Consider the following 26,071-nt stretch of genomic DNA (forward strand, 5'->3'; position numbering starts at 1 on the left):
ACACCCAGGCCATCATCGCTCTGGCCCGCCGACGCGTCACCGTCCTGTGGACGATGCTCAGAACCAGGCAAACCTTCGATCCAACTCAAAAAGCCGCTTGACTTGCGCATTACTCAGCTGCCTCCAGAAGATTGCCGTCGGCAACTTCGAGTTCGATCCGGAAGACGGCGCCGCCTTCCGGATGATCGGCAACGCTCAGGCTGCCGCCGAAATCCTTGATGATGTTGTAGGAGATCGACAGACCCAGACCCAGACCCCTGCCGACGCCCTTGGTCGTGAAGAAAGGATCGAAGATGCGTTCGTGGATGGCCGCCGCGACGCCGGGCCCGCGATCGCGCACCGACACCATGACCCTGTTGCCCGCCTGCTCGGCGGAAACCGTGATCCGCCGGTCTTCGAGGCCTTCGACGGCATCGGCGGCATTGGTGATGATATTGACCAGCACCTGTTGAAGCCGCACCGCGCCTGCCTTGACCGCGGGAATGGCGGGATCGATCTCGATGTCCAGTTCCGCATCCGCCGCCTTCAGGCGCGCCGCGACGATCTCCAGCGTGTCGCGCATCACGTCGTCGAGCGCGACGGGCCCGAGCTTCTCGTTCGGCTTGCGGGCGAAGTTGCGCAAGTGCCTGCTGATCGACGCCATGCGGTCGATCAGCGCCGAAATGCGCCGGACATTGTCCCGCGCATCGTCGGTGCGTCCGAGATCGATCAGCACGCCGGCCGTTTCCGCATAGGTCTTGGCAGCGGCGAGAGGCTGGTTGAGTTCGTGTGACAGGGCGGCCGACATCTGTCCGAGGCCTGCGAGCTTGCCCGCCTGGATGAGGTCCGCCTGGGTCTGGCGCAACCGCTGTTCGGTGAGCCGCCGCTCGGCGATCTCCTCCTCGATGCGGCTGTTGACGCGGGCGAGATCTGCGGTGCGCTCGGCGACGCGGTGCTCGAGCTCGTTGCGCGCCTCGGCCTGCAGTATCAGGCGTTCGTTGAGCCGCGCACGACGCTGAAGGACGATGGCGAGCCCGAGGCCGGCAAGGCAGAGCGTCAAAAGTGCTGCAACCGCCGCGGTCTTCGCCTGGGTATGCACCGAGCCGGTATCCATCAGCACGTTGACGGTCCAGCCCGCGTCCGGCATCGGTTGTGATACGACGAGATATTCCTTCTCGATCCCGCCGTCCCGGATGGTCATGACATCGCGCCCTGCGAAGCTGCCGCGCTCGACCGGCAATTCGCGGAGCTTGGCGTCCGCATATCGCCGCGACGCCTCGGTGCGGGCGATCCGGTCGGGCGTCAGCGGCAGGATGCTCGCATAAAGCCATTCCGGGCTGCCGGTCATGAAGATGATGCCTTCGGGATCCGACACGAAAATCCGGTCGTCACCGCCGCCCCAGGAGCCTTCGAGGCTGTCGATATCCACCTTGAAAACGATCACGCCGCGGATCGCGCCGCCGATCTCGATCGGGGAGCCGAAATAGTAGCCGCGCTTCAAGGACGTCGTGCCGAGCGCGTAGAAGCGGGACTGGCGGCCCTCCGCCGCATCCTGGAAATAGGGCCGATAGGTGAAATTCTCGCCGACAAAGCTGACCGGGCTGTCATAATTGCTGGCAGCGATGGTCTCGCCGTCCATCGTCATCACATAAATGTCGGAGGATTTCAGAAGCCCGTTGATCTCCTTGAGATAGGCGTTGGTCGTCGCCCGCAGCGTCTCGTTCTTCGGATCGAGGATCACCGCCTCGATATTCTGCTGATCGGCGATCAGAGCCGGCAGCGCCTCGTAGCGCTTCAGATGGCCATCGAGCGCCGACACCGCCAGGCGCAGCGTCGTACCCGCCTGGACCTCGGCCTCCTCGATATAGCCCCGCGCGAGGATATCGCTGCCCTTGAAGACCAGCGCAAGACCGACCGCCGCAAGCAGGGCCAAAGGCAGAAGAATACGATATCTCAACAGGCCCGGGTTCCTTCGCTCGTTTTTTCCCGCCTGAGATGACGGGAAAGCGGTATTCTAACCGCTGCACTGCTGATTTCCATAAAATCCTTCCGGCATGTGTGACCGGCATCTGGGATGATGGTCGCTGGGGTATTTGGAGGAGCCACCGGGCGTGATCGAATCGTGCAAGCATTCCTCGTGTTCTCGCAATAATTTCTACCTGACGCTTGACTTCACGACTGATCGTGCTTCGATCACAGGTGCAAACGGGGAAAGCCGCAAGGGCGGCGCAAGGGGTTTTTAATGGTCTATATACTTGCACTTTTGATCGGTATCGTCGCCGGCCTGCGCGCCATGACCGCACCTGCAGCAATTGCCTGGGCCGCCTATCTCGGCTGGCTCAATCTCTCCGGGTCGTGGCTCTCCTTCATGGGCACGATCTGGGCCGTCGGCATCTTCACCATTCTCGCGGTCGTCGAACTGGTCACGGACCAGCTCCCCTCGACGCCGAGCCGCAAGGTGCCGCAGCAGTTCGGCGCCCGCCTGATCATGGGCGCGCTCACGGGTGCCGCGATCGGCACGCCCTATGGCGGCTGGATTGTCGGTCTCGTTGCCGGCATCGTCGGCGCCGCAATCGGTACCTATGGTGGCGCCGCCGTCCGCGCCAAGCTGGCTACCAGCTTCGGCAAGGATCCGCCGGCCGCCTTCATCGAGGACGCTGTCGCGATCGTCGCGGCCTACCTCATCATCGCGTCCCTGCCTGTCGCGGCCGCGGTATGAAAACCTTCGACGCAATCATCATAGGGGCCGGCCAGGCCGGCCCCTCACTCGCAGGGCGCTTCAACGACGCCGGCAAGACGGTTGCGATCATCGAGCGCAAACATGTCGGCGGCACCTGCGTCAATACCGGCTGCAAGCCGACCAAGACGCTCGTCGCCAGCGCCTATGCCGCCCACGTCGCCCGCCGCGGCAGTGACTATGGCGTGGTCCTCGACGGCCCGGTGAAGATCGACATGCCTGCCGTCATGCGGCGTTCCCACAAGGTGACGCTCGACTCGCGCCACAGTAACGAGAACTGGCTCGAGGGCATGCCGAATTGCACTCTGATCCGCGGCCACGCCCGGTTCGAGGATAGGAACACGATCCGCGTCGGCGACGAATTTCTGACCGCGCCGCAGATCTTCCTGAATGTCGGCGGCCGTGCCGCAATCCCGGATTTCCCGGGCGTCGGCGACGTGCCCTACATGACCAACAGCGACATCGTTCTGCTCGACCGGGTGCCGAAACATCTGGTCATCGTCGGCGGCAGCTATATCGGGCTGGAATTCGCCCAGATCTACCGCCGTTTCGGAGCCGAAGTGACTGTCGTCGAAAAAGGCCCGCGTCTCGTCGGGCGCGAAGACGAGGAGATTTCACAGGCGATCCGCGAGATCCTCGAAGCCGAAGGCATCCATATCCGCACCGGCGCCGAATGCATCCGTTTCAGCAAGCACGAAGACAGCGTCGCCGTCGGCGTCGATTGCACCCAAGGCGCTCCGGAAGTGATCGGCTCCGACGTTCTGCTCGCGGTCGGCCGCCGTCCGAACACCGACGATCTCGGCCTCGACAAGGCCGGCGTCGAATTGGACGCGAAGGGTTACATCAAGGTCGGCGACGACCTCTCGACCAATGTCGAGGGCATCTGGGCGATGGGCGACTGCAACGGTAAAGGCGCCTTCACCCACACCGCCTATAACGACTTCGAGATCATCGCCGCCAACCTGTTCGACGGCGAGAGCCGCAAGGTCTCCGATCGGCTGGTCGGTTACGCGCTTTATATCGACCCGCCGCTCGGCCGCATTGGCATGACCGAGGCGGAAGCCCGCAAATCCGGCCGCAAGGTTCTGGTCGGCCGTCAGTCCATGGCAAGGGTCGGCCGCGCGGTCGAAAAGGGCGAAACGCAAGGCCTGATGAAATTCGTCGCCGATGCGGAGACGCACGAGATCCTCGGCGCCGCCATCCTCGGCACCGGCGGCGACGAATCGATCCACGGCGTGCTCGACATGATGAATGCCCGCGCCACCTACGATACGCTGCGCTGGGCAGTGCCGATCCATCCGACGGTCTCGGAATTCTGGCCGACCGTGGTGCTCGGAATGAAGCCGGCCTGAAACCCTATTTGGGACACGACTACAATTTTATCGATCGCCTGAAGCGGCCGGCAAGCATTTCCGTCTATGACCGTGAGCATCAGTGTCCCTGTTGATGATGGAAACAGATGTGCGGTTTTGCGGGCTTCGTCGGTGAGGCATTCGGCTCCGGAAATCCGGAGGCCCTGCTGTCTTCCATGGCACAGGCGATCGCCCATCGCGGGCCGGACGGCCAAGGCGTGTTCGCCTCCCCCGGCATCGGCCTCGCGCATGTCCGGCTGTCGATCGTCGGGCTTTCCGACGGCCAGCAGCCGATGACGGGTGCCGACGGCCGCTTTACCATCGTCTTCAACGGCGAGATCTTCAACTATGTCGAACTGCGCGACGAACTGAAGGCGCGCGGCATCACCTTCCGCACCGGCAGCGATACGGAAGTCCTGCTGCAGCTTTACGCGACCTATGGCGAGGCCTGCCTCTCACGCCTCAACGGCGATTATGCCTTCGCGATCTGGGATCACCGCGAGCGCCGGCTGATGCTCGCCCGCGACCGGATGGGGGTCAGGCCGCTTTTTTATACCGAGCACAAGGGCTCGCTGTATTTCGCCTCGGAGATCAAGGCGCTGCTGGAAGTGCCCGGCATCGAGGCCGAACTCGATCCCGTGGCGCTCGACCAGATTTTCACGCTCTGGACGCCGATCGCGCCGCGCACCGCCTTCAAGGGCGTTCTCGAGCTTGAACCCGGCCACCTGATGATCGCCAGAAACGGCCGAACCGAGACCCGACCCTATTGGGCGCTCGATTTTCCGGATGCGGGCGATCACACCGAAGCCTACCAGTCTGTCAGGGAAGAGGAATTGCGGGCGCTGCTGACCGATGCGACGCGGCTGCGCATGCGCGCCGACGTGCCCGTCGGCGCCTACCTCTCCGGCGGACTGGACTCCTCGCTGATCGCGGCACTCGCCGCACCGATGGCTCCGAATGGCCTCAACACCTTCTCGGTGACCTTCGATGATGCCGAACACGACGAAAGCGCCTTCCAGCGGCAGGTCGCAGAAGCGCTCGGCACCCGTCACCACGCCGTCGCCAGCGGCTCGGCCGATATCGCCGCAAGTTTCCCGGATGTGATCCGTTTCACCGAGCGGCCGGTCCTGCGCACCGCCCCCGCGCCGCTCTACCGCCTCTCGGGCCTTGTCCGCGATGCGGGCATGAAGGTGGTGCTGACCGGCGAAGGCGCCGACGAAGTATTCGCCGGCTACGACATTTTTCGCGAGGCGCGCGTGCGCCGTTTCTGTGCCCGCCAGCCGGGATCAAAAATGCGGCCGCATCTTTTCCGCAAGCTCTATCCCTACCTGCCCGGGCTGAAGCAGCAGTCGGCGGAATATCTTGCCGCTTTCTTCGGGGCCGGCAACGACCCGGCGGGTGATCCGCTATTCTCCCATCGCCCGCGCTTCCGCTCGACGGCCGCGGCCAAGATCTTCTATTCCGACGAACTTCGCGCCACGCTCCGCAGCTACGATGCGGCCGAAGAGCTTGCCTCCCGACTGCCGGCGAATTTCGGCCGCTGGCACCCGCTGCATCAGGCTCAATATCTCGAAAGCCGTTTCCTGCTACCCGGCTACATCCTGTCGAGCCAGGGCGACCGCATGGCGATGGCGCACGGCATTGAAGGCCGTTTCCCCTTCCTCGACCACAGGCTTGTGGAGTTCGCCAGCCGCCTGACGCCTGGCATGAAGCTCAAGGGCCTTGACGAGAAGCACATCCTGCGCCGTGTCGCCAGGGACCTGCTGCCGGATGTCATCAGCAAGCGTCCGAAACAGCCCTATCGCGCACCGGACAGCCGTTCCTTCACCGGCAATGACGCGGAGGCTTATGTCGGCGAGATGCTGGGCGAACAGGCAATCGCTGCCTCAGGCCTCTTCAATCCGAAAGCCGTTGCAAAACTCCATCAGAAATGCCGCCTGGCCCCGGTCTCCGGGTTCCGCGACAACGCCGCTTTCGTCGGCATATTGTCCACCCAGCTTTGGCTGAAGGGTTTTACCCGATCCGCCGCGGACGAGGCGCATCCCGTTCGCAAGGCTGCTTATTAGCTCTTGAAAATCTTCAATTAACTTAAAATTCACGTCAATTCGGCATGATCGCCAGAGTGTGTCCAATTGTAGGTTCTTTCGCTGTGGCGGAAGGGCGGAGGTAGTCCATGTACGAGCCGAAGGAGCCACATACTCGGCGGTCGGCATCGGCCCGGGCGTTGCGTCGTCGCAGCGAATACCAGAGCTCCCTCCTGGATCATCCAGTCGTTGAAGAAGAACTGGAAGAACGCCCCTCGCCGCGCAACCGGCCTCGTCCTTCTTCGGTACCTGACTATCGAACCCGTTCGGACTATCATCGTGAGCCGCCCGCCCACGAACGGGAAGATGACGACCGGATGCGATACGAGGACATTCCGTTTGAAAAACGGATCGAGGCACAGCTACACAGCCTGACCGATATCCATTTCACCGATATCATCCGGTGGCTGCGCAGGGGCTTTCTGCGGATCATCGCCGCAGCGATCCTTGGCGCCGTCCTTGCGCTGCTCTACGCCGCCATTGCCTCGCCGCGCTATACCGTCAGTACGGAGATCATCATCGATCCCTCCAACCTGAACCTCGTTTCCGACGACGTCTTCTCCGCCAACCCGCAACGGGATTCCCAGCTTCTGGAAGTCGAGAGCAAGTTACGGGTCCTGACGTCGCGCAACGTGCTGACCAAGGTCATCGACGATCTCAACCTCACCGAAGACCCGGAATTCAACCGTCCCGGACGGCTCGACGGATTGCGCCGCCTCATCTCGTCGCCGACCGCGCCCGAGAACAAGCAGTTGAGCGTCCTGCGCCAGCTCGAAAAGCAGATTGCCGCGACCCGCGACGACGGCTCGTTCGTCGTCGTCCTTTCGGTCTGGACGGGCGACGCCGATAAGTCGATCAAGCTGTCGAACGCGATCGTCTCGGCCTTCGAGGGCGAATTGTTCAAATCCTCATCGAATAGCGTCGGTCAGCTTGCGATCGGGCTCAACAGCCGGCTTGACGAACTGCGCCGCTCGGTGACTGAAGCCGAGGAGAAGGTCGAGCAGTTCAAGCGCCAGAACGACCTGCAATCGACCGCCGGCGAACTCACCAGCACCCGCATTTCCGGCGCTCTCGATACCCAGGTTCTCGACGCTCAGCAGCGGCTGATCCAGGCCGATACCCGCTACAAGCAGCTCCAGGCGGCCTATGCCGACAGGCGGGTTGCGAATTCGGCGGTGTTCGATTCTGCCAGCATGGTCACCCTGCGCGCCAGCTATAGCGCATTGCAGCAGCAGATCAGTTCGATGACGCTCGTCTACGGCAGCCGGCACCCGCGCCTCGTCGCTCTGCAGTCGGAGCTCGCTTCCGTCGATCGCGCGATCTCCGAGGAAGCCGCCCGTCTTCTCCAGTCCGCCAAGACCGATGTCGACCAGGCAAACAGCGCCCTTCAGGAACTGCGCCGCAAGTCCGACGCCTCAAGATCGACCGTGTTTACCGAAAACGATGCGCAGGTGCGCCTGCGCGAACTGGAGCGGGACGCCCGATCCAAGGCCGCCGTTTACGAAACCTATCTGTCGCGGACGCACCAGATTAGCGAGCGCCAGCAGATCGACACCAGCAATGTCCGGGTGATCTCGCCGCCGGTGCCGCCGCAGTCGAAGAGCTGGCCGCCGAGCTCGGTGCTGCTGCTGATCGGAGGGGCTTTCGCCGGCGCCATTTTCGGCGTGCTGATGGCACTCACACTCGGCTTGTTCGGCCATATGCGCGAAGCCGGCCGCGAGTTCGCCTGAAGCTTCTACTTCTTGGGAACCAGCGCCTCGTACAATTCCGGCAGCCATGACTTGCTGGTCGGGTCCCAGGGGCCGAACTCGTGGGACGCGAAATCCCAATAGGCCCAGCTCATGCCGCGTCTCTCGATCTCTTCCCGCATGATCCGCGTGTAGGTCACCCGGTCGGGATAGTAGGCGAGCGAATTGGAGCCGAATTCCCCGACGAAGATCGGCCGTTCGTTCTTTTTCCCCCATTCGACCGCCATGTCGAGCGGCGTCCTGATCTCCTCGATCTGCGCCTTCTCGCAGCAGGAAGTTCCAAGCCAGGGCCTGGATCCTTCGATCCAGCTGGCGCCCTGCATGGTGAATTTGAACGGCGCATAATTGTGTATGGTAACGATCAGGCGGCGGTCGTCTGGAGGCAGCGCCAGCTTCTCGAGCCCCCAGGCCGTGCTCCATTCCGCCGAATCGACAATCAGGAAGCGGTGAAGATTTGTCTTGCGGATCACCGCAAGCGCCTTGGCGAGCAGATCGTTCCAGACCTCCTCCGTCTTGCCGTGCGGTTCGTTGTAGATCTCGAACAGCACCTTGTCGTTGGGGAGGCTCTGGTATCGCCGCGCCAGCTGTTCCCAGATCGCCAGAAAACGCTCGCGGCTCTTCTCCACGCCGATCGCCACCTCCTCCGCCTCCAGGGGATCGCCATCCATCTCATGATAATGGTGGAAGTCGATGATGATGTTGAGGCCCCGGGACAATGCGTTGTTGACCGCAAAGTCGACCCGCTTCATGAAAGCCTCGTCGAGCTTGTAGGGGTCCGAAAGGGCCGCATGGCTGCTGAAGCGGATCGGCAGCCGGATGGTCTGGAACCCGCCTTGCCTGACGGCCTCGAACAGCTCGGTGGAAAGCCTGCCTCCCCAGGCGCCTTCGCTCGGCGCCTCCAGCGTCCCCCCGAAATTGACCCCTCGCCCCAGCGTCTTGCTCTGCTCGGCCGCAGTCAATCCGGCAATTTCAGGCGCGCGGGCTTCGGAAAACGGCTTCAGCACGAAATTCTGCGCCTGCGCACCGGCAATTCCGAGCGCCATCAGCATGAGAGATCCGGCAAGCCGACAAAATATTCCCAGCATTCGAAATCTCCACTGGCGCCTGCAAGCCTGCCAAGGATTGCAGGATGAGCGCCAAGTTCTGGTTCGATACCGTCAAGGTCAAGCAACCCACCTAAATTTATGCAGTTATGATGAATGGCCGAAATCTCGCAACGTCGCAGTCACGGGCTTCGAAGCCGGGCTTCGGCCACTCCGACGAACGTCGCAGCAATGGCCGCCGGATATGGATGCTGGCGAGATTCGGCGGTTTCTGTTACGATTCGCGCGCGAAGAGAACGCGGCGGCGGGTGGATGACGAGAGACACGGACGAAGTTGCGTCTTCTGGAAATTTCGGCGCAAGGCTGCTGTTCTGCTGTGTCGGGTGCTTCTACTGGATCACCCTGACGCCTTTCGTCGACACAAGCCTCAATCCTGCCCTGGCGAAGCCTGCTCTCTGGAGCCAGCTGCTCGCCTATATGCTGTTCCTGATCGTGGTTGTCTATGCGATGACCCCGAGGGTGCGGAGCGTCATCTTCCAGCCCCGCCTGCTGCTTGCGTTGGTATTCGGGTGGCTGTTTCTGACGGCGGCACTTTCGGTCGATCCGCTCGGTGCCGTCAGGCGCGTCCTGATTGCCCTCACCGTCTGCATCAGCGCCAGCGCATTTCTGATGCTGCCGAAGGGCGAGAGCCAGTTTGCGCGGCTTGCCGGCGGCGGTGTGATGCTGATCGTCGGTCTTTGCTATTTCGGGGTGCTGTTTCTTCCGAGGCTTGCCGTCCATCAGCTGACCGACTTTCTCGAGCCGCAACATGCGGGGCTCTGGAAGGGAATTTACGTCCAGAAGAACGAGACCGGCGTCGTCATGGCGCTCTCCTGCTTCGTCGGCATCTACCTGATGTCCGCATGGTCGCGGATCATCGGACTGCTGGTCATTGCTGCGAGCAGCCTGTTCCTGCTGAAAACCGGCGCCAAGACCTCGACCGCAATGCTGCCCGGCATCTTCATCCTCAGCATTTTCTTCGAGCGCTGGCGCTGGATCCGCGTTCCCGTCGTCTTCGGCGGGGTCGGCCTGCTCAACCTGGCGACCGTCGGCGTTTCGACGATCGCGCCGCTGAGGGAGATCGTCGCGGCAACCGGCATCGATACCACCTATACGGCACGCGCCGACATCTGGCGGCTGGCACTCGATGCTATTGCACAGAGTCCGATCACCGGTTATGGCTTCGGCTCTTTCTGGGGCGCGGAGAGCCTCGTCAACAGCGACATGCGCACCCTGAACTGGGCCGTGCGCGCGGTGGATGCCCACAATGCCTATGTCGATGCCGCGATGAACGCCGGCATACCGGGATTGATATTGATGGTGATATGGGTCTTGGCTACTCCCCTTAAAAATCTGGCGGCAATCGACGCCGCAAAGAACTTCACGCCGCTCACGAGGCTTTTCTTGAGGATCTGGCTTTTCTCGATCTTCCTCGCCTGCCTCGAAAGCGTGTTCCTTGCCCGGTCGGGGCCAATCTGGTTCACGATGATGGTTGCCATGTTCGGCCTTGGTTACCAGGCCCGCTACCGCATCATAGCCTCGAGGAAGGCCGAGCCCGCCTATGGACCAGCGTACGCCTGAAATGTCCGAGCAAGCACCGGTAAAACAGCGGCAGCGAACGTCTGCCTTCGGTATAGAGTTCTCCACCTGGGACGCCCGCAGGATCGTCGACACGATCGTTAACGAACCGGTGCCGCTCGGTGAAGGCCTGCGGCTGCTGGTGACCGCCAATCTCGATCACATCGTGCAGCTGAACAGGAACCCCGCCTTCAGGGCCGCCTATGACAAGGCCTGGCTGACCACTGTCGACGGAGCCCCTGTGCTCCTCTATGCGCGGCTGCGCGGGCTTGCCGTTCCCGGCCGCATCACCGGCGCCGACCTGTTTCCCGAGATCATCGAGCGCCTGAAGCCGGGCACCCACCGGCCCCTGCTTTTATGCTCGAGCGAAACCACGGCAGCGATTCTCGACGACAAGCTGAAGGCGCTCGGTTTTTCCGAGCACGTCATCGTCACAGCGCCCCCGGCTTTCGAGCAGAATGAGACCTTCGGACGCGAATTGGTGGCGATGCTTCGGGAAAGACGCGTCACGCATATCTTCTTCGGCATCGGCGCCCCGAAATCCGAAATCTGGATGGACAAGCACCGCGCCGACCTTCCCGATTGCTACGGCTTCGGTTTCGGCGCCGGGCTGGATTTCTATGCCGGCGTCAAATCGCGTGCTCCGGTCTTCCTGCGGAAAGCCGGGTTGGAATTCCTCTGGCGCGTCGCGACCGAGCCGCGCCGCCTGGCACGGCGATATTTCGTCACGTCCTGGGCATTCTGCTGGGCCGTCTATAAGGATCTGACGGCCGACCGACCGGGCACGGACAAGACCCGTTAGGCGACCCCGATCCGCTTCAGCGTATCGATCACCGTCTCGACCTTGATGCCGCGCCGGCGCACCTTGTCGACCACTTGCGAGAAGAAGGCCGGCGAACAGCCGATATTCGTCGGGTCCTCGCGCACGTCGTGGGTATAGAAGATCAGCCAGCCGCAACGCCGCTCGACATCGTCCAGCATCCTGTCGATCGACGCGGAATCGTTGCTGCAGTCATAGAGTTCCTGCGCCTTCAGATGGGCAAGGTCGATGAGGCCGGAATTGGTGCCGACCTTGATGCCGCGCAGGCCCGGATAGTGATGCATCAGCGCCAGCTTGGACGGGACCGAAATCATTCCGAAGGGATACGCGAAGGAAACCGGCTTTGCGGAGCCGACGATCCGGGCGATTTCCTCGTCGTTTCGCCTGATATCGGCCATGAGATCGCGACGGGGCGTTTTCTGGACATTGATATGGCCATGGGTGTGGCCGCCGATCTCGTGTCCCCGGTCCGAAAGCGTCGCGACCATCTCCTCATCGACGATCAGCTGGCCGTTTTCGACGCGCTGCATCAGGCCGCTCGCCAGATAGAACGTGCCGAGCATGCCGGCATCCTCAAGAGCGGGCGCCGCATTTTCGAAGACCGAGACAGGAAAGTCGTCGAACGTGAAAGCAACCACAGGCGCATCCAGCTTCAACAGGTGCGGTCGAAAATATACGTGCCGCCCGATCTTGCGGGATACTCCCGCCAGTATCTCGGAACCGGACATCTCCCAGAGTTTCGGCTTTTTCATCTACCCCCATCCATTGCAGTCGGATCTCCCAGAGCTTCAGAACATAATGTCAAATACTTACGGTTGTCTCAATCTCCGGCGCCGCAGAAACGGCATTTCCCGCGATCCCTGCCGCCTGAAGAAGGTGGATGAACCTTTCGGCCGATTTCTCGACGCTGAACTCCGCGGCGCGGGCCTGGAGAACTGCGCTTTCGGGCGGCTGTTCGAGTGTCATCGCCATGGCCTGCGCAAGCGCGGTCGCATCACCGACCGGCACCAGCCGTCCGAGCTTCCCGCCTTGCAGGATCTCGCGCGGACCGTAAGGCGCATCCGTCGCGACGACGGGCACGCCGCAGGCCATGGCCTCGATCAGTGCGTTCCCCAGCCCCTCATGCGAGGAGGACGATACGAAAAGCGAGGCCTGCGACACGATCGACAACGGGTCTGGATTGTGTCCCGGCAAGCTGACGTCCTGCGATAGATTTAGCGCTTCGACAAAGGCCTCCAGGTTGCCGCGTTCATCGCCTTCCCCGACGATCGTCAGCCGGGCCTCGCGCATCTGCCTGAGTTGCGCGAAGGCCTCGATCAGCGTCGCATACCCCTTTTCCGGGGAGAGCCTCCCGACCGAGACGATGTGGCCCGGTTCCGGCGCGCGGCCCAGCTGCTCGATCCGCCGCCGCATCTGCGGTGTCAGCACGGCATTGGTCCCTAGATTGGCGACTTTCGCGGCCGGCACCCCGAAACGGTCGATGAGGTCGTTTCGCGCACCGGCCGTCAACGTCAGGACGAGATCGGCGCGCGGATAGGCAAACCGGATCAGCCTGTAGGCCAGCCGGTTCTGCCAGTAGGGATCGCCGGTTCGCGCCTGCAGGGGGCTTGCCACCTCGCGCAGGACGATCGACGGCCGCGTTTCCCTCGCTAGCCCTCGCGAGGCCAGGACCACCAGGACATTCGCCGCCGCCTCGGAAGACACCAGCGCCCTCGGACGCCCCGTGACCAGCAACCTTCGCAATGCGGCGGGCGCAAAGGCGAGGCGCAGTTTGCGGCCGTTGCCGAGATCGATAACGGGCACGTCGGCGCGGATCAGGTCCCGCAACGGCCCCGAACTCTGAAGTGTAACGATTGCGCTTGGAAATCCCTGGCCCTGCAGTTCGTTTGCCAGCAGGATGGCGTCGCGTTGGGCACCGCCGCCATCGAAACCACGCACGAGAAAGCAGATTCGGGCTGCGACCGGATCAACAATCCGAGAGCTATTCATAATCATCACATGCCCTATGATTATTGCGTTTGTTCCTGCTAAGGAAGGATCTACGTCACTCCCGGCGATCGGGCCTACCCTAGAGGGTTAGCGGTTAATTCTGACCAAATGCATATTATTGGGCGACGAAATTGAGCGATAGACATGCCTCGGTGTATTTAGCCTCGCGGGCGACCTCGGCCATCATCAATCTCGTGTCGGTTTCCATCTTCACGCGCATGACCAGCGCCGAAGTGTACGGCCAGTATATTGTCGGGTTTTCGATATGCATGATGGTCTACAGCCTGGGCGTCCAGTGGATCGTATTCGCCCATTTCGGACGATACGACCCCAAGGAAGCCGATCGGCTCGCGGGGGCGCTGCTCCTGGTTTCAGGGGTAGTGATGCTGCCGGCGATCGGCTTCATATACCTGTTCTACCTGTTTGGAACATTGCATGCCGATGTTGCGGTCAGCAGCAGCCTGCTGGTGGTTTGCTTCACCTTGTATTTCGTCGCCGTCGAAATCAGCCGCGCCCACCTTCTTGTCCGGCTTGTTGCAATCGCGACCATCGCCCGCGCCGTCTTCTCGCTGCTGTTCGGTTACATCGCCGTCCTCGAATTCGACACGCCCGGCGCATTGCTGGCAGGCGTGGGGCTTGGTTATGCGCTGGGCTCCGTGCCGGTTTTCCGGCATTTCAGCCGCACCATATGGGCGTCCGGCTTCGTCTGGCCTAGGGGCAGCGACGTGCGGCGGATGTGGCGCTACGGCTGGCCGCTTGCCATTGCCTTCGGCGCCTCGGCTGCCGCCATGAACGTCGATCGGCTGCTGCTGGCCGGCCTCTACAATACCAGCACCGTCGCCCCTTACGGGACCGTACTCGACCTCATGAAGCAGACGTTCCTGGTCTTGGCCGAGGCGATCAGCGCAGGATATATTTCGAGCGCCAAGAACTTCCATACGGAGGGGAAAGGGACCGAAGCGCGGCATACTCTCAAGCGCGCCTTCATCACGCATTGCTATATCGTCATTTTTGGCACCGCGTCCTTCATCCTGCTCGGCGACGTCATCTTCGGGATCCTGCTTGCTCCGAGCTATCTGCCGGTCGTCACGCAGATCATGCCGATCCTGCTCGTCGCGAATGCCATTCTCGTCATGCGCGCCCACTATTTCGGCCAGATCATTTATTTCAGCGGGACAACAAACCTGGAACTGGTCGCGTCTGTCGCGATGCTGGCGGTCACCGGAACACTGAGCTACCTGCTGATCCCTTCATACGCGGCAATGGGCGCCGCCATCGCCTTTACGCTCGGGCAGGCGGCGGCGCTGTTGATCTGCCTGGTCTACGCGTCGGGAAACCTGCGCATGCCTCTCGACCTGCCCCGGGGGGGCCTGCTGCTGGCTCTCGGCATAGCTGTGGTCGCCGTCGGCAAAGGTGTCCAGTTCCTGACGGAAGAGCCGGCGGCAAGCGCCATCAACTTCGTGCTGATCGGCATCGCCAGCGCCTATATCGCACTGCGCTGGAACCTGTTCGATGCCCGCTCGCTGCTTCAGCGCTTTTATCCGCGGCGCGGTTAGACGCCGCTCTCGGAGTGCAGGAAATTCGTATAGCGTTCCAGCATGAGCTCCCGGCTGTGATGCTCTCGATGTAATCGCGCAAAATCGTTCCGAAGCTGCGCGTCCGGATAATTCGCAGCGAGATCTTTGACCGCATCGGCAAGGCTGGCCGCATCGCAGGGCGGATGGAACCGCGTCATGGCTGCGTTCTCATGTCCGTCGCCGATGCACAGCACCTCCCGCAGAACCGGGAGATCCGACGCGACGACCGGCAGCCCCGCCATCGAAGCCTCCACCCCGGCAAGGCCGAAAGTCTCCCAGATCGACGGAAACACATAGATATTTCCGGCCGTCAGGATGTCGCCGAGCGCATCCCGCTCGATCGAGCCGACCAGATGGACGCGCTCCGCCACACCCACAGTGCGCGCTTTGCCCTTCAGAGCCTCCCGGTTCGGGCCGTCGCCGGCGATGAGCAGATGCATGCCCGGCAGCATCCCGAGCGCCTCAACCAGGATTGCGTGATCCTTCTGATCCACCAGCCTTCCCGTCGCGACCAGCACGAAAGCATCCGGCGCAATGGAAAGGCGCTGCCGCCAGTCGACTGCTGCGCGAGCCGGCGGAATGGGATCGACACCATGCGGGATCAGAATGAACCGCCGCCGGTAGGCAGCAGGCCATTTGCCGAACGACGCGCTGGTGGAAACGGAATTTGATACGAAATGGGTGAATATCCCGGCCGATCCGAACAGCCAGTCAAGTGCCTTCCAGTGCCGGCGAATACCCTCCGGCGCTGCGGTGTGATGGGCGGCGCGCACCGGCACGCGGCCCAGAAACCCGAAAAAACCGCCGAAGACGGAGGCTGCAGCCTGGTAGGTGAAGATCGCGTCGTATTTTCCAGACAGGATGGTCCAGCCAAGGCGTGCGAGATTGCGAAGCGTGGCGACCGTTCCACGACCGGTGTCGAGAGGCAGCGTCTGTACCTCGAAACCGCGGGCGTGCAAGCCGGTCTCCACCATCTGCACAAGGGTACGCACGCCCCCCATCTTGTCATGGGTTACGATTTGGAGAATCCGCTTCCCCGAAGGAATTAGGGTATCGGCAGCTTTTGGAAAAGCTGAGCTGAATTCGTGCCTCATCCGCCGGACCCTAGGGCTGAAATCTTAAAATCTGTGCAGGGAGATCGTTCAGATTTCTCCTATCCGACTTTTCGCGGATCAAAAACTCGCCTGCGCGGTTCTACTCTTTGAGTGAAAACAAGAACCAGGAGACAGACATCATGGCCAAGGCGAGTTCGAAGCGGATGGGCGCGGGAGCGCAGGGGAAAAACAGCGGAAACGGGGCCATGACAGATGTAAACAAGGCGATCCTCCCCGAAAACAAAGTGCTGTCGAACCGGGACAAGGCACAGCATTCGAGGGAACGCGGACTGGATGGCAAAACGGTGCAGACCGAACAGTTTCACGATCACGAGGCGAACCATCTTAACGACTGAAAAATCACTTACATTCGCGACTGCTTGAGAAAGGATTTCGAGCAATCCACTGCTGCGTCCACCCCGCTTTCCTCCCTTGCAAAGTGGAAGAGAAGTAGTAGTCTTTGGCTATCGCCGGCTGATGACAAGAGCGCGCTGGCGACTGGAAGACAGGAAGCGCTTTCGCCACCATTTGGGAGGCTGAAAAGATGAATGCAGCAGTCCTGACCAACACTTTCGAACCGACGGAACTGGCATTTCTTCAACGCCTGTTCGACGAGATCTGCGCAGAGCGTGGACTTGCCGGCGGCAGCCTCGCCGCGAACAATCTCGCAGCACAGATCATCCAGCTTTATCAACAGGGCGTACGCGATCCACGAGATATGCAGATCCATCTGGATCCGGACGCACCCTTGAGAACCTGACCTCCCGCGCCAGCCGCCATCGCAGCGGCTGGCCACCCTCCTTAGCGCTCGCCACTTATCTCTTTGCCATCAGGTCACGTTCGTCACGCATCAGGAATATGCGGGTGATGGCGTCGAGATTGGCTTCCAGCCAGTTGGCCATGGCGATCTCCTCGCCAAGGATGCGTTCGAAAACCGTCTTCGCCTCCATTTCATCCAGCTCGTCGGCCGCTGCAATCAGGACCCGGTAGCTGGCGATTTCCATGTGCTCGAAGGCATAGCTTGCCATCGCTCCCTTGACGACCTCGTCACTGGTCAACATGCCGCCGACACCCTGCGCCTTGGCCGCCAGTTTCGCCGCCATGTCCTTGAGCGCCAAAGCGCTGCCGGTTGCCGAAAAATGATCGAGGAGCGTCTTCAGCGCCTGGGCGTGTTCCTCGGTCTCATGCAGGTGCTGTACGATACGGGCCTTGAGGTCGGGATAACTCTCGATTCGCCGGGATTGCGCGGTAAGCGTAGTGATCGCCTGTTCCTCCATGGCATGGGCGGCACGCAGCCACGCGAGGAAATTGTCTCGGGCATGGGTCATTCGCTTCTCCTCGCAAATTGGTCGCCCAGATCGATTGCTTTTGGGAACGTAAGGCAACCGGATTCAACCCCTGAAAGCAGGCGAAGTTCCTTTTCGCCTCGATGCCTGGAACATTGCCGCCCTTTATGAATTGTCCAGTAGTAAATTCACAAGCCATAAAGGCGAAGATCATGTCACGCGAGATGAGGGCAAATTCCATCATCGGAGGGATTACCATAGTACTCCTCCTGATGGCCGTTGGTTATTATTTCACCGGCGGGTCGGATGATACGGCGCAGGCTCCGGCACCTCCTGCGGCAACCGATAGGGCGCAGACGCCGGCGCCGGCTCCCGGGACAGACCCGACCAGAACCGGCTCCACGAACCCTTAGGGTCAATTTGCGAGGAACAATCGCCATGCCGGGCGGTTGTGAGATGAGTAACAGGGAGTTTTCCATGATACCCGATCCTCGCGAACCAAGTGAACGCCCGCCCATGCCGGCGCCCATCTGGAAGCCGGACCCACCGATCGACGAACCGGAACCGGATCGGCTGCCGGATGAGACGCCGTTGCCCAATCCCGACGAAAATCCCAATCCGCCAGTCTATATGCCGCCCGGCAATCTGGCCTCCAGTTGAAGAGGTACCGGCGCGAAAGCGCCGGTAGATCGATCATGAATATCCATGGCCATACACGTGCAGAGCACAGGCAAGCGCAGGACGAGAGGCCGCAAAAACCGATGACCGGCGGGCTGTGGAAGCTGATGGGTGCGGCAGCTCTCATCCTTCTCGGGCTCATTGTTGCAATGGAAGCCTTCAGAGACGGCAACAGCAATTTCATTGCGCCCAACCCGGCTCAGCAAACGGTTATCGAGTAACGCCCTCACCTTCCACTCCATCCGGCCACTCCATCCAGCTATGTGCGGGAATACAGCCTTGGAACAAAGGACAAAATCCGCGCGTTCATCTGCCATTCCATGATGAGGTGGCCAGGTGGATGTAGCGACGCAATCGATCCTGACGCGGGATACAGGATTCTCATTCGAACCCATCATCCGGCCCGGCCGGAACGCCTGGCGCAGAGCGAAGGCGGAAAAGCTCGCCTTCCTGATCGATGGCGACGACTATTTTCGCCGGCTGGATCAGGTCTTGAGGCTGGCGGAACGTTCGATCTTCATTATCGGCTGGGATTTCGATCCGGACATCGTCCTTCGTCCGCGCGACCCGGACGGCGAAACACTCGGTGCTCTGCTGCGCAAGATGGTCGAGGAAAAGCCCTCGCTTGAAATCCGCATCCTGGTCTGGGGCATGGGCCCTGTCTATTCCGGCAAGAGCCTCAAGATGTTCGGCAAGATGGATTGGAAAGACCATCCGCGCATCTCCCTGCATTTCGATTTCGACCATCCGCTGCGCGCCAGCCATCATCAGAAAATCGTCGCGATCGACGACCGGACCGCCTTCCTCGGCGGCATCGACCTGACCGCCCGCCGCTGGGACGACCGCAGCCATACGATCGACAACCCGCTGCGCCGGGCGCCGGACGGAACCACCTATGGCCCCGTCCACGACATACAGACGATCGTAACCGGCGATACGGCAAAGCTGATCGGCGACGTCGCACGCCGCCGCTGGAAAAAGGCGACCCGCCAGGTCCTTTCACCGCTCGATGTGCCGGGCATAAATGCCTGGCCGGCAGACCTGGAACCGGCGCTGACTGACTGCAACACCGGCCTGGCGCTCACCGAGGCCTGGAAATGGAAGGGCCATCGCGGCCACCGCGAGGCGATCCGGCTGACCCACGACGCGCTGAAGTCTGCCAGACGTCATCTCTATATCGAGACGCAGTACCTCGCCTCCTTCGGCGTGGCGCGAACTCTCGCCAGGCGGTTGAGGAAAGCCGACAGCCCGGAAATCCTCGTGATCGTCACGCGCGAATCCCATGGCTTCCTGGAAAAGCTGATGATGGGCCACAACCGCAACCGGCTGATCCGTCGCCTCAAGCGCGCAGATCGCTACGGACGCCTGCGGGTTTTCTTTGCCGCGGTTTCCGACGGCAACGGTGGCGAGCAGGAGATCATCGTTCATTCGAAACTGATCATCGTCGACGACCAGTTCGTGCGGGTCGGCTCTTCCAATCTCAACAACCGCTCCGAAGGACTAGACACCGAGGCGGACCTTGCGATCGAAACCTCGGACGCGGCCGGCAGGCAGGCGATCGCCGCGCTCCGCAACGAGCTGATCGCCGAACATCTCGACGCCCAACCAACGGAAGTTGCACGGATCGTCGCGGAAACCGGCTCCGTTCTGGCGGCTGTCGACCGGCTGAACGTCAAGCCGCGCGGCCTGCGGAGCTACGACGTCGATACGGACAAAGGCGAAACGGAATCTCTGGTCGGCACGGGGATCATCGACCCGAAACAGCCCTTCTGGCCGATTCCGGAGATCAAGGCTGGTCTCAGGCGGCTTTTCGCCCGCCTGTCACATCACCGTCTGCTCTAGGAACTTGCCGCCCCGATGACGATAATAAGCCTCGGTGACGAGAAAGGTCGGCACCCCGACCGTCAGCGGCACGAAAAAATAGAGCACGCGGAAGGCGATCAGCGCTCCAATCGACGCGGATGTCGGCAGTATCCCGATCATGGTCGCCTCCAGCACGCCGAGTCCGCCCGGCACATGGCTGAGCAGCGCGGCTATGTTGGCGGTCACATAGGCGCTGGCCACAGCCAGGTACCCGGCATCGGTAAAGCTCGCGAGAAGCTGCTGGATGGAAGCCGTGACGCAGGCGAAGTTCAGCGTGCCGATGACGATCTGGCCGAGCGCAAGCTGTATCGCCGGCGGTTCGAAACGCCAGCTGCGCACGACGAGAGGACGGCGCACGAAGGCGCAGATCAGCAGATAGGCGGCAGGGCCTGCCAGACAGAGAAGCCCGGTCGCCAGCCGTGCCGGTCGGTCGAGGCCCAGCAGGTCCGCCGCGTCGCGGGGCTGCAGCAGCAGCGCCAGCCCGGCCAACGTTCCGAGACCGAGGCCGACGGTCACTCCGCAGAACACGATGACCTTGGCGATATCCTCGCCGGTCAGACCCCAGCGCGTGTAGAACCGGTAGCGCACGGCACCGCTGCTCAGCGCGGAAAGTCCGACATTGTGACCGATCGACAGCGCCGTGAAGGACGCGAGCGAAGTCTGCCGCAAGAGAAGCGGCTTGCCCGCATACCGCACGGCAAGCGCATCGAAGCCGCCGAGGCAGAGATAGGAAAGTATGACGAAGAAAAATGCAGTCGCGAGCCGGAAAGCGGCGATCGACCGGACCGATTCCTCGATCTCGTCGACCGTGTAGCGACCGAGGCTGCGATAGACGAGGAAGGCCGCCAGGCAGATCGCGACGCCGATCAGAAACTTGAGCAGATGGCGTCTGGCAATCATGGTCCCTCTCGTAAACGGCTGTATAACAATGGGAACGAAACCGGGACCAAGGTGTTCCCAGCTCCATGACTGATCAGACATCGCCAGCCAAGGCCGGCCCCGCCCCGGCCCAGCCTTCGAAGACAAGGCATCGCCTGAAAATCCTGAGTTATAATGTGCATAGCTGCATCGGTACCGATCGCCGGCTCGACCCCGCCCGGGTAGCCGAGGTCATCGCGGCCTTGGAACCGGATATCATCGGATTGCAGGAATTGGATGTCGGCCGCAGCCGCACCGGCGGGATAGACCAGGCGCATGTGATCGCCTCTCTTCTGCAGATGGAATTCCATTTCCATGCAGCACTCAACGTTGCCGAAGAGCGTTACGGCGATGCGATCCTGACGGCCCTGCCGGCAAGAATGGTAAAGGGTGCCGGCCTGTCCTCGCATGGGGAGCAGCGCGGCGCCATCTGGGTGGAAATAGAGGTCGGCGAGCACAAGCTGCAGGTCTTCAATACCCATCTCGGCCTGCTGGGCGGCGACCGGATGCGCCAGATCGCCGAAATCCTCGGGCCGTCCTGGATGGGGGCGCCGGATTGCCGGGGCAAGCCGAAGATCCTGATCGGCGATTTCAACGCTACACCCGTGACCGCGACCTACAAGGCCGTCGCCCGCCAGATGGCGGACGTACCGCTTTTGAGCGGCAGGAGGCCCAAAGCCACTTTTCCGTCGCGTCTGCCGCTTCTGAGGATCGACCACGTGTTCGCCTCCAGCGAAATCACGCCGATCGCGACGCAGGTCGTATCGACCCCGCTTTCCCGCCGGGCCTCGGATCATCTGCCGCTTTTGGTCACTGTCGAGGTTTGATCCTCAATGGCTCAGGGTGCGGCTGAGCCGGTGAGCCTCCTTCAGAAGGCGCACCACGTCCTGGTCGGTCGTCTCCCTGAAGTCGCCGTAATGCAGGCTGACTGCTTCCAGGCGGTCCGGAGCTGAGAGGCAGACGATGTCGTCCACCTCTTCCTGCAGGGATTCCAGCAACTGACGCGGCGCGACCGGCACTGCGATCCGGATCGACGCGACACCCATGTCCTTCAGCGCATGGATGCCGGCGCGGATCGAAACGCCGTTCGCAATCCCGTCATCGACAAGAATGACGTCGCGTCCCGTGTGATCATGCTCGCTCGGCTCGTCCTCGCCGAAATACATTCGATGGCGCCGTTCGATTTCGGCGAGCTGATGCTCGCGCTCGGCCGCGAGATAACCTGGCGGCACGTGGAACCGGCGGGCGGCGTCCTCGTCGACGATCACGTGCGGCTCCCGCCCATCGACGACAGCGCCGATGCCATATTCGGGATGACCGGGCGCGCCGATCTTGCGGACAATAAGGAGATCGAGCGGCAGGCCGAGCCGCTGGGCGACTTCGAAGGCCACGGGCACGCCGCCACGCGGCAGCGCCATCAGGATCGGATCGGGCGGCAGCGTCGCCTGCATGGCCTCCGCCAATTGCCTTCCGGCATCCTCTCGATCGACAAAGGTTGGGCTTAGACCGAACATGTCATCCTCCCAGGATGGTGCGGTGACATCTGCCACCGCACTTGGTTCTTCTGCCAGCCCGACCGTAACATATCACCGGGCAGGCGTCCGACAACCGCGAGGATGGGGTTTGGGTTCCGTGCTCTCCAAAAGAGTCAGGAGCGCTTGCCCTTGTGGTGCTCGCTTTCCTGGTTGCGGCCGCGGATGATCGATGGGTCGTCATGGAGCGAAACTTCCGCGGCCCGCATGTCCAGGTTATCGCCGCGACGGAATGCCTCCTTGGCCGCTTCGCTGCGTCGCAGGTCGGGGCCGGGATCGAAATCCTTGGGCGCATTGGCGGTATTTTCCCGCTTTTCGATGACGTTGCGCTGTTGCTGGTGGGTTTTGTTGCCTTGCATGGTCTATCCTCCTTGAGAGGTCATTTGTTCGAGCGGCCGCGTTGGTTGGGATCGACGCCGCCGAAACGGGTCGTGTCGTTGCCGACATCGCCTTCCTCGGTATTGTCGCCGGCGATCTCGTCGGCGCCGGTGAAGCGGTTCAACCCTTTCGACTGGCCGATACCGGGATCCTCCTTGAGATCGGCGTCGCTGGGCTTGCGGGTCTTGAAATGTTTGGATGTGGACATGACCGTCCTCCTTGGCTCAGGGACCGCAGTCTGGCCGCGGCCTCAGTGTTTCGTGCTGGACACGAATTTGTTGAAGCGGCTGGTTTTGCCGGCTTCCGTTTCTTCCTGGAAAAGGAATACGAGCTTGTTTTCATCGAAGATCGAGAAGAAGTCGTCCCATGCGATTTCCTCCAGGGATTCTTCCGGCTTCCCGAAATCGACGCGCAGAATGCCGCCTTCCTTGGCGCCCTTCACCCGGGCCGGATGGCCGCCGCGTTCCTCGATCCATTGCCGGATTTCCTTGTGATCGGTGGTTTCTACGGCTTTGCTCATGGTGCGTTTCTCCTTTCCGTACCTGCTTGTCGAACCGGGACCGCCACCGAAGGTTCCGCGCCAAAACAAGCGAAGGGGGAACAAAACTGATGATCATGGGTTCACCGCGGGTCGGACGCATGACCTCCACGCGGCCGACATTGTCATAAGTACCCTCCCCAACTTGGCGCTTCCCCTCACCGGGAAGCGCCTTTTCGTTCACTGCGGCGGTTCAACGCAGGGCCGCGGCATCCGGGCGCGCGGCATTGATGCGCATTGATCTCTTGACGCCCCCCGCCGATTGTCATCCGATGAGATGGATGGGCTTCTGGCCCCCGCCAGAAAAAGGATGACGCCATGTTCGAGACCTTCGACGCGACGCTGCTGGCGCGCATGCAGTTCGCCTTCACGGTCTCGTTCCACATCATTTTTCCTGCGTTTTCGATCGGGCTGGCGAGTTATCTCGCCGTGCTGGAAGGTCTTTGGCTGTGGAAGAAACAGGTCGTCTATCTGGAGCTGTTCGACTTCTGGAAGACGATTTTTGCGCTCGCCTTCGGCATGGGCGTCGTCTCCGGTATCGTCATGTCCTATCAGTTCGGCACCAACTGGAGCGTGTTCTCCGATAAGGTCGGCCCGATCATCGGCCCGCTGATGGGTTACGAAGTGCTCTCGGCATTTTTCCTGGAGGCGGGCTTCCTCGGCATCATGCTGTTCGGTCGCAATCGCGTCGGCCCCGGCCTGCACTTCTTCGCGACCCTGATGGTCGCGGTCGGCACCTTGATCTCGGCGACCTGGATCCTTTCCGCCAACTCCTGGATGCAGACGCCGCAGGGTTTTGCGATGAACGACAAGGGCCAGTTCATCCCGGCCGACTGGTGGGCGGTCATCTTCAACCCGTCCTTCCCCTATCGCCTCGTCCACATGGTGCTTGCCGCCTATCTGACGACCGCCCTTGTGGTCGGCGCGGTCGGCGGCCTGCATCTTCTGCGCCGCACCGCCCCCTTGCGCGCCGGCACGATGTTCTCGATGGCGATGTGGATGCTGACGATTGTCGCCCCGATCCAGATCTTTGCCGGCGACCAGCACGGCCTCAACACGCTGGAGCACCAGCCGGTCAAGGTCATGGCGATGGAAGGCCACTACCAGAGCCATCCGGACGGCGCGCCGCTGATCCTCTTCGGCCTGCCGAACCACGCCGAACAACGGATCGACTACGCAATCGAGATCCCGAAGCTTTCGAGCCTCATCCTGAAACACAGCCTCGATGCGCCGCTCAAGGGCCTCGATACCGTACCGCGCGAATTGCAGCCGCCGGTGCCAATCGTATTCTGGTCCTTCCGCATCATGGTCGGCCTCGGGTTCGCGATGCTGGGCCTCGGCCTCTGGAGCCTGTACTGTCGATGGAGGGGCCGCCTCTACACCTCCGAATGGCTGCACAGAGCCGCGATGGTCATGGGGCCTGCCGGCTTCGTCGCCGTCCTCGCCGGCTGGGTGACGACCGAGGTCGGCCGCCAGCCCTATACCGTCTACGGCCACCTGCTGACCGCAAATTCCGTCTCGCCGATCGCGGCAGCGGCCGTGGGCTCCTCGCTGGTCGCCTTCATCATCGTCTATTTCCTCGTCTTCGGCGCCGGCACCTTCTATATCCTGCGGCTGATGTCCCGCCTGCCGCGCGATCCGAGCGGCGATCTCGGCGAAGGCCCGATCCGAACCGCCGGCATAACGCCGGCCCCGCATACCGCAACGCTCCCTGCAGGAGGCCGTCATGGTCATTGACCTTCCCTTCATCTGGGCGGCCGTCATCGCCTTTGCAGTGCTTGCCTATGTCATCCTCGACGGGTTCGACCTCGGTGTCGGCATCCTCTTCCCCCTGTTTCCGGAAAAGCGTCATCGCGACGTGATGATGAACAGCGTCGCCCCCGTCTGGGACGGCAACGAGACCTGGCTGGTCCTTGGCGGCGGCGGGCTGATGGCGGTCTTTCCGCTCGCCTATGCGACGATCCTGCCGGCACTCTACGCACCTATCATCGCCATGCTGCTCGGGCTGATCTTTCGAGGCGTCGCCTTCGAATACCGCTGGCGCACCGGTCGGGCGCAATATCTCTGGAACTGGGCCTTTGCCGGCGGCTCGTTCATGGCGGCACTGGCTCAAGGGATCGCACTCGGCGCGCTGGTACAGGGCATTCCGGTTGCAAACCGGGCCTATTCCGGCGGCTGGTGGGACTGGTTGACCCCGTTTTCAATCGCCACCGGCCTTGCAGTCGTGATTGGCTACGCACTGCTCGGCTCGACCTGGCTGGTGATGAAAACGACGGGCGATCTTCGCGACAAGGCCCGCAGCCTTTCCTATATCGCCGCCCTCGCGACGCTCGCCGCCATGGGCGTCTTCAGCCTCTGGACGCCGTTCCTCGAGCCGCTCTATCTGAACCGCTGGTTCTCCTGGCCGACCGCGATCTTCAGCGTCATCGTGCCCCTGCTGGTTCTCGGCTGTTTCTGGCTTCTGCTCACGGGCCTGAAAAACAACCGCGACAGCCGGCCGTTCCTTGCGGCGCTTGGGCTTTTCGTACTCGGTTACGCCGGCATCGGCATCAGCTTCTACCCCTATATCGTGCCGACATCCGTGACGATCTGGGATGCGGCGGCGCCCGATGAAAGCCTCGGTTTCCTGCTGGTCGGCGCGCTAATCCTGGTGCCGCTGATCCTTGCCTATACGAGCTATGCCTATTGGGTCTTCCGCGGCAAGGTCGATCCGGAAGAGGGTTATCACTGATGGCCAGCGGCGAAACCTTCAGGCGGCTCGCCTGGTTCGTCGGCCTTTGGGTGGCGGGAGTGGTAACTGTCGGCACCGTCGGCCTGATCATCAAATTCTGGCTCGGC

Annotated in this window: 26 protein-coding genes; 15 read left to right on the forward strand and 11 right to left on the reverse strand. The window is 62.0% G+C overall.

Annotated elements, in window-relative coordinates; all coding sequences use genetic code 11:
- Positions 1 to 109: 109 nt before the first annotated feature.
- Entirely contained in the window at positions 110 to 1,936 is a 1,827-nt protein-coding gene (locus tag C5J26_RS18105; RefSeq protein ID WP_105403020.1) for a sensor histidine kinase, read from the reverse strand.
- Between the two features lie 285 nt (positions 1,937 to 2,221).
- Here C5J26_RS18105 and C5J26_RS18110 point away from each other — a divergent pair, with 285 nt between their 5' ends.
- From C5J26_RS18110 to C5J26_RS18125, 4 genes are all read left to right on the forward strand, one after another.
- A complete protein-coding gene (locus tag C5J26_RS18110) occupies positions 2,222 to 2,698 on the forward strand; it encodes a DUF4126 family protein (RefSeq protein ID WP_105403021.1) in 477 nt (158 codons plus the stop codon).
- A complete protein-coding gene (locus C5J26_RS18115) occupies positions 2,695 to 4,068 on the forward strand; it encodes an FAD-containing oxidoreductase (protein ID WP_105403022.1) in 1,374 nt (457 codons plus the stop codon). Before C5J26_RS18110 ends, C5J26_RS18115 begins: the two co-directional genes overlap by 4 nt.
- A 107-nt stretch (positions 4,069 to 4,175) precedes the next feature.
- Positions 4,176 to 6,134 (forward strand): asparagine synthase (glutamine-hydrolyzing), encoded by a 1,959-nt coding sequence (gene asnB, locus C5J26_RS18120; RefSeq protein ID WP_105403023.1) that lies wholly within the window; start codon positions 4,176 to 4,178, stop codon positions 6,132 to 6,134.
- A gap of 107 nt (positions 6,135 to 6,241) precedes the next feature.
- Positions 6,242 to 7,882 carry a GumC family protein gene (locus C5J26_RS18125; RefSeq protein ID WP_245441195.1) on the forward strand — a complete coding sequence of 547 codons (1,641 nt, stop codon included), beginning with the start codon at positions 6,242 to 6,244 and terminating at the stop codon, positions 7,880 to 7,882.
- 5 nt (positions 7,883 to 7,887) lie between these two features.
- On the opposite strand, the gene C5J26_RS18130 is transcribed toward C5J26_RS18125, so the two are convergent.
- Entirely contained in the window at positions 7,888 to 8,985 is a 1,098-nt protein-coding gene (locus C5J26_RS18130) for a glycoside hydrolase family 5 protein (RefSeq protein WP_105403025.1), read from the reverse strand.
- 270 nt (positions 8,986 to 9,255) lie between these two features.
- On the opposite strand from C5J26_RS18130, the gene C5J26_RS18135 reads away from it, so the two are divergent.
- Both C5J26_RS18135 and C5J26_RS18140 read left to right on the forward strand, forming a co-directional pair.
- Positions 9,256 to 10,563, forward strand: a complete 1,308-nt coding sequence (locus C5J26_RS18135; RefSeq protein ID WP_172745901.1) for an O-antigen ligase — start codon at positions 9,256 to 9,258, stop codon at positions 10,561 to 10,563.
- Entirely contained in the window at positions 10,544 to 11,362 is an 819-nt protein-coding gene (locus C5J26_RS18140) for a WecB/TagA/CpsF family glycosyltransferase (RefSeq protein ID WP_105403027.1), read from the forward strand. The genes C5J26_RS18135 and C5J26_RS18140 overlap by 20 nt, the downstream gene beginning before the upstream one ends.
- On the opposite strand, the gene C5J26_RS18145 is transcribed toward C5J26_RS18140, so the two are convergent.
- Both C5J26_RS18145 and C5J26_RS18150 read right to left on the reverse strand, forming a co-directional pair.
- Complete coding sequence (locus C5J26_RS18145) at positions 11,359 to 12,132, reverse strand: polysaccharide deacetylase family protein (RefSeq protein ID WP_105403028.1); 774 nt, start codon at positions 12,130 to 12,132, stop codon at positions 11,359 to 11,361. The genes C5J26_RS18140 and C5J26_RS18145 overlap by 4 nt on opposite strands.
- Before the next feature lie 49 nt (positions 12,133 to 12,181).
- Positions 12,182 to 13,375, reverse strand: a complete 1,194-nt coding sequence (locus C5J26_RS18150) for a glycosyltransferase (protein WP_105403029.1) — start codon at positions 13,373 to 13,375, stop codon at positions 12,182 to 12,184.
- A 125-nt stretch (positions 13,376 to 13,500) separates the two neighbouring features.
- Between C5J26_RS18150 and C5J26_RS18155 the strand changes: the two genes are divergently transcribed.
- Positions 13,501 to 14,925, forward strand: a complete 1,425-nt coding sequence (locus C5J26_RS18155; protein ID WP_172745903.1) for a lipopolysaccharide biosynthesis protein — start codon at positions 13,501 to 13,503, stop codon at positions 14,923 to 14,925.
- On the opposite strand, the gene C5J26_RS18160 is transcribed toward C5J26_RS18155, so the two are convergent.
- Positions 14,922 to 15,938 (reverse strand): glycosyltransferase family 4 protein, encoded by a 1,017-nt coding sequence (locus C5J26_RS18160; RefSeq protein ID WP_172745905.1) that lies wholly within the window; start codon positions 15,936 to 15,938, stop codon positions 14,922 to 14,924. The two genes, C5J26_RS18155 and C5J26_RS18160, sit on opposite strands and share 4 nt — an antisense overlap.
- 242 nt (positions 15,939 to 16,180) lie before the next feature.
- On the opposite strand from C5J26_RS18160, the gene C5J26_RS18165 reads away from it, so the two are divergent.
- Complete coding sequence (locus C5J26_RS18165) at positions 16,181 to 16,396, forward strand: hypothetical protein (protein WP_105403032.1); 216 nt, start codon at positions 16,181 to 16,183, stop codon at positions 16,394 to 16,396.
- Positions 16,397 to 16,584: 188 nt separating this feature from the next.
- Positions 16,585 to 16,800, forward strand: coding sequence for a hypothetical protein (locus C5J26_RS18170; RefSeq protein WP_046628810.1), 216 nt, complete (start codon positions 16,585 to 16,587; stop codon positions 16,798 to 16,800).
- Positions 16,801 to 16,855: 55 nt separating this feature from the next.
- On the opposite strand, the gene C5J26_RS18175 is transcribed toward C5J26_RS18170, so the two are convergent.
- Positions 16,856 to 17,368: a ferritin-like domain-containing protein gene (locus tag C5J26_RS18175; protein ID WP_105403033.1), complete on the reverse strand. Its 513-nt coding sequence runs from the start codon at positions 17,366 to 17,368 to the stop codon at positions 16,856 to 16,858.
- A gap of 435 nt (positions 17,369 to 17,803) precedes the next feature.
- Between C5J26_RS18175 and C5J26_RS18180 the strand changes: the two genes are divergently transcribed.
- The 3 genes from C5J26_RS18180 to C5J26_RS18190 all read left to right on the forward strand — a co-directional run bounded on the left by C5J26_RS18180 (position 17,804) and on the right by C5J26_RS18190 (position 19,846).
- Positions 17,804 to 17,986 (forward strand): hypothetical protein, encoded by a 183-nt coding sequence (locus C5J26_RS18180; RefSeq protein WP_046608292.1) that lies wholly within the window; start codon positions 17,804 to 17,806, stop codon positions 17,984 to 17,986.
- 35 nt (positions 17,987 to 18,021) lie between these two features.
- Positions 18,022 to 18,225 carry a hypothetical protein gene (locus C5J26_RS18185; RefSeq protein WP_105403034.1) on the forward strand — a complete coding sequence of 68 codons (204 nt, stop codon included), beginning with the start codon at positions 18,022 to 18,024 and terminating at the stop codon, positions 18,223 to 18,225.
- A 115-nt stretch (positions 18,226 to 18,340) separates the two neighbouring features.
- Positions 18,341 to 19,846 carry a phospholipase D-like domain-containing protein gene (locus C5J26_RS18190; RefSeq protein ID WP_105403035.1) on the forward strand — a complete coding sequence of 502 codons (1,506 nt, stop codon included), beginning with the start codon at positions 18,341 to 18,343 and terminating at the stop codon, positions 19,844 to 19,846.
- Here the strand turns inward: C5J26_RS18190 and C5J26_RS18195 are convergent.
- A complete protein-coding gene (locus C5J26_RS18195; protein ID WP_105403036.1) occupies positions 19,826 to 20,767 on the reverse strand; it encodes a lysylphosphatidylglycerol synthase domain-containing protein in 942 nt (313 codons plus the stop codon). The two genes, C5J26_RS18190 and C5J26_RS18195, sit on opposite strands and share 21 nt — an antisense overlap.
- Positions 20,768 to 20,832: 65 nt before the next feature.
- Here C5J26_RS18195 and C5J26_RS18200 point away from each other — a divergent pair, with 65 nt between their 5' ends.
- A complete protein-coding gene (locus C5J26_RS18200; RefSeq protein ID WP_105403037.1) occupies positions 20,833 to 21,612 on the forward strand; it encodes an endonuclease/exonuclease/phosphatase family protein in 780 nt (259 codons plus the stop codon).
- 3 nt (positions 21,613 to 21,615) lie between these two features.
- Here C5J26_RS18200 and C5J26_RS18205 read toward each other — a convergent pair whose 3' ends face one another.
- From C5J26_RS18205 to C5J26_RS18220, 4 genes are all read right to left on the reverse strand, one after another.
- Complete coding sequence (locus C5J26_RS18205) at positions 21,616 to 22,299, reverse strand: phosphoribosyltransferase (RefSeq protein WP_105403038.1); 684 nt, start codon at positions 22,297 to 22,299, stop codon at positions 21,616 to 21,618.
- Between the two features lie 134 nt (positions 22,300 to 22,433).
- The gene (locus C5J26_RS18210) at positions 22,434 to 22,676 is read right to left on the reverse strand and encodes a hypothetical protein (RefSeq protein ID WP_105403039.1); all 243 of its coding nucleotides are present in this window, start codon (positions 22,674 to 22,676) and stop codon (positions 22,434 to 22,436) included.
- 20 nt (positions 22,677 to 22,696) lie between these two features.
- Positions 22,697 to 22,903 carry a hypothetical protein gene (locus C5J26_RS18215; protein ID WP_105403040.1) on the reverse strand — a complete coding sequence of 69 codons (207 nt, stop codon included), beginning with the start codon at positions 22,901 to 22,903 and terminating at the stop codon, positions 22,697 to 22,699.
- A gap of 42 nt (positions 22,904 to 22,945) precedes the next feature.
- Entirely contained in the window at positions 22,946 to 23,215 is a 270-nt protein-coding gene (locus C5J26_RS18220) for a hypothetical protein (protein WP_105403041.1), read from the reverse strand.
- Positions 23,216 to 23,551: 336 nt separating this feature from the next.
- Between C5J26_RS18220 and C5J26_RS18225 the strand changes: the two genes are divergently transcribed.
- Both C5J26_RS18225 and cydB read left to right on the forward strand, forming a co-directional pair.
- Positions 23,552 to 24,970, forward strand: coding sequence for a cytochrome ubiquinol oxidase subunit I (locus C5J26_RS18225; protein ID WP_105403042.1), 1,419 nt, complete (start codon positions 23,552 to 23,554; stop codon positions 24,968 to 24,970).
- Positions 24,960 to 25,964, forward strand: coding sequence for a cytochrome d ubiquinol oxidase subunit II (gene cydB / locus C5J26_RS18230; RefSeq protein ID WP_105403043.1), 1,005 nt, complete (start codon positions 24,960 to 24,962; stop codon positions 25,962 to 25,964). The genes C5J26_RS18225 and cydB overlap by 11 nt, the downstream gene beginning before the upstream one ends.
- Positions 25,965 to 26,071 lie beyond the last annotated feature (107 nt).

Source organism: Neorhizobium sp. T7_12, from assembly GCF_002968535.1.
Lineage (GTDB): Bacteria > Pseudomonadota > Alphaproteobacteria > Rhizobiales > Rhizobiaceae > Neorhizobium > Neorhizobium tomejilense.